We start from the raw sequence: 3,660 nt of genomic DNA, 5'->3' as shown, positions 1-3,660 counted from the left end.
GGGGTGGGGTACCCGGTGGGGCAGGTCCCGATGACGTTCAGTGAGCAATTCCTCGGCCCACCCCCCTGACATTCGAGGCGTAAGGGGTTAGCGTTCCTGACATGGCACCCGCCCGGGTCCGTGGTTGCGTCGGATCGCAGTGCTCGTCAGGAGTGCGACAGCCGATCCGGCTAGCCGATGCCAGGCGCAGGCGAAACGGCCCACGTAAGGCGACTTCTCGTCGACCGATCACGGTGCGCCTTAGAGGTAAGTCCTGCCCCGCCGGGGGATCCGACATCCCCCGAACAGGGAGAAGGGCAGTAGTGGCGAGAGCGCCGCGAGCCCCTCAGCAGGCGGATGTGGGGACGAAGACCAGGTCGGCCGGGCGGGTGCGACCCACCGTCCTGTGGTGTCCGTCCGGGGCAGTGAGCAATTCCCCATCGACGAAAGGTGTTTCGATCAGGCGTCCCGGGCAGGGCCGGATCACAACCGGGAGAAGGGGGGGGTCCCGCGTGAACATCACCGTGAGGGGCCGGCACACCGACGTCAACGAGCGATTCCGACGCCATGTCGACAACAAACTCGCCAAGATCGAGCGGCTGGACCAGAAGGTCATCCGCGTTGATGTGGAGGTGTCCGAGGAACGCAACCCGCGACAGGCCGACCAGCGCGAGCGGGTCGAGCTGACGATCCGCTCCCGCGGCCCGGTGATCCGGGCCGAGGCCGCCGCCGACGACCGTTACGGCGCCCTCGATCTGGCGCTGGACAAGCTGGAGTCACGGATGCGCCGGGGCTCCGAGCGACGCAAGGGCCACGGCGGCAAGGGCCGGGCCAAGCTCGCGACGATGGAGACACTCCCCGAGGCACTCCCCGAACCGCCGCAAGCCGCCGAACCGCCCGCGAAGGCCGAACCCGGCACCGGAACCGGAGCCGAGCCGGTGAAGGTCTCGCCGGACGAGAACCTCGTCCCGATCCCCATGGACGGCGACGGCCCCCTCGTCGTCCGCGAGAAGTTCCACAAGGCCGAGCCCATGGGCATCGAGCAGGCCCTCTTCGAGATGGAGCTCGTCGGCCACGACTTTTACCTGTACCGCGACAAGGCCAGCGGGCATCCCTCGGTCGTCTACCGGAGAAGAGGCTGGGATTACGGAGTGATCAGGCTCGTCGAAGAGTGACCGTCTTTCAACCGGCCCGTCCGTGAGGGCGTGGCCTGCGCAGACCTACGCCGACCTACGAAGATGAGACCGTTCCGTGATGCGGCACTCGCGTCACGTCACCGTCCGAACCGTGTCATGATCTGAAAAGGCGTTCCAGCCGATCCGCGGACGCGGTGGTCCGGGGAGGATCCGGTACGGAGCGGCACAGCCGGCCGCCCCGGATCCCGACCGGTCACCGCGCCGCGGCGGTGGTCCTGCGGGTCGCACGATTCGCGGGGCCCGCAGCGGCCCACCCGGGAACCTCCCGGGACGCACAGCAGTTCACCGGGGGACACCCCGGCCCGAAATCCCCCGGGTCCGCCCCCGGAACCCGTATCTTCCCGAGGACGACCCGTCGGAGAGCACCCCTCCGGTGGTTCCAGATCGCTGAATAGTGAAGGGGGGAAGCGGCGTCTCCTCCACGCCGCGACTCTGGTGAGCGAGAATCCCGAGGCTCGCGACGCCGCGGCGGTACCCCGTCAGGCCGGCGCTGCCCCCGCCGGGCGGGAGGCGGCCCAGCCGGCCGGGACGGCCGACCCGATCCGCGTGCTCATCGTCGACGACCATGCGCTGTTCCGCAGGGGTCTGGAGATGGTCCTCCAGGGCGAGGACGACATCGAGGTCATCGGTGAGGGCGGCGACGGTCACGAGGCCGTCGAGATGGCCGGCGATCTGCTGCCCGACGTCGTCCTGATGGACATCCGGATGCCGCGCCGCAGCGGCATCGAGGCCTGCACCGCGATCAAGGACGCCGCCCCCAGCGCGAAGATCGTCATGCTGACCATCAGCGACGAGGAGGAGGACCTCTTCGAGGCGATCAAGGCCGGGGCCAGCGGCTACCTGCTCAAGGAGATATCGATCGACGAGGTGCCGCAGGCCGTCCGCGCGGTGCACGGCGGGCAGTCGCTGATCAGCCCGTCGATGGCCTCCAAGCTCATCACCGAGTTCGCGGCGCTGGCCAAGCGCAGCGAGGAGCGCACCCAGCAGGTCCCCGCGCCGCGCCTCACCGACCGCGAGATGGAGGTCCTGCGGCTCGTCGCGCGCGGCCTCGGCAACCGGGAGATCGCCCGCGAGCTGTTCATCTCCGAGAACACCGTGAAGAACCACGTCCGCAACATCCTGGAGAAGCTGCAGCTCCACTCCCGGATGGAGGCCGTCGTCTACGCCGTCCGCGAGAAACTCCTGGAGATCACCTGACCCCGGGCGCACCAGCGCGGCGCGACCGGCAATCCGGTTTTGTCGGTGTTGTGACGTAGCATCGCGGGCGTGGTTCGGACAGCAGACGGCACAGCACCGGCGGTAGAACTCGGCGCGGACGAGGCGCGGCGGCTCCAGCTGCGGGCCCAGGGTCTCCTGGGCGCGCGGCCCAGAGGCGGCGTGACCGCGATGCTGGAACGGCTCGGGGCCGTCCAGCTCGACACGATCTCCGTCCTCGCCCGGTCCCATGAGCTGGTCCCCTACGCCCGCCTCGGCCCGGTCGGACGCGGCGCGGTCGAGGCCGCCTACTGGAGCAGCGCGAACGGCCACCGCAAGGGGTACAGGGCGTTCGAGTACTGGGCGCACGCCGCGTCCATCCTCCCCATGGCCGACTGGCCGCTCTTCGCGTTCCGCCGGCGCGCCTACCTGCGCCGCGGCTGGCGCTGGCACAAGGTCCCCGAGGGCGTCTGCGACGAGATCCGCGCCCGCCTGAGGGCCGACGGCCCGCTGACCACCAAGGAACTCGGCGGCGCCAAGGCCAGCGCCGAATGGTGGGACTGGAGCGACCACAAGATCGGCATCGAGTGGCTGCTGGACGTCGGCGAGGTCGTCTGCGTCGAGCGCGTCGGCTGGCGGCGCGTGTACGACCTGGCCGAACGGGCCGTCCCGGACGAGCTCCGCACCCATGAACCCGACGACGACGCCTGCCTGACCGAGCTCGTCGCCCGCGCCGGGCGGGCCCTCGGCGTCGCGACCCGCGGCGACCTCGCCGACTACTACCGGATCAGGCAGGACCAGGTCGACCAGGTCATCGAGGCGACCGGGCTCGTCCCCGCCGCGGTCGCGGGCTGGCCCCAGCGGGCCTGGGCCGACCCCGCCGCTCTGGCCGCGCCGCCGCGCGGCAGGCACGCCACGACCCTGCTCTCGCCGTTCGACTCCCTCGTCTGGGACCGGGCCCGCACGTCCCGCGTCTTCGGTTTCGATCACCGCCTGGAGGCGTACGTCCCGAAGGCCAAGCGCGTCCACGGCTACTTCGCGATGCCCCTCCTCGCCGGAGGCCGCCTGCTCGGACGCGTCGACCCCGCCAGGGAAGGCCGCACCCTCGTCGCCCGCCAGGCGTCCCTGGAACCGTGGGCCACCCGCACGTCCGCCCGCACGGAGACGTCGGCCGCCGCACTCGCCACCGCCCTCTGGCGCGCCGCCACCTGGGTCGGCTGCGACGACGTCCGCGTCGAACGAACCGACCTACCGAGGCCCCTCCTCGAATCAGCCCTGAAAACCGCCACCC

General features: G+C 70.9%; 3 protein-coding genes. All 3 read left to right on the top strand.

The genetic code is table 11. The features are described from left to right. The first annotated feature begins 491 nt into the window (after nt 1-491). Nucleotides 492-1,154 (top strand): ribosome-associated translation inhibitor RaiA, encoded by a 663-nt coding sequence (gene raiA, locus E1264_RS41375; RefSeq protein WP_132182852.1) that lies wholly within the window; start codon nt 492-494, stop codon nt 1,152-1,154. Between the two features lie 561 nt (nt 1,155-1,715). After that, the gene (locus E1264_RS41370) at nt 1,716-2,372 is read left to right on the top strand and encodes a response regulator transcription factor (protein WP_230421412.1); all 657 of its coding nucleotides are present in this window, start codon (nt 1,716-1,718) and stop codon (nt 2,370-2,372) included. 69 nt (nt 2,373-2,441) lie between these two features. Next, on the top strand, nt 2,442-3,660 hold a 1,219-nt coding region (locus E1264_RS41365; RefSeq protein ID WP_243711490.1), incomplete at its 3' end, for a crosslink repair DNA glycosylase YcaQ family protein.

This window comes from Actinomadura sp. KC216, from assembly GCF_004348535.1.
Lineage (GTDB): Bacteria > Actinomycetota > Actinomycetes > Streptosporangiales > Streptosporangiaceae > Spirillospora.
Note: the sequence above shows the minus strand (reverse complement) of the source record. Positions and strands in the feature narration are given on the sequence as shown.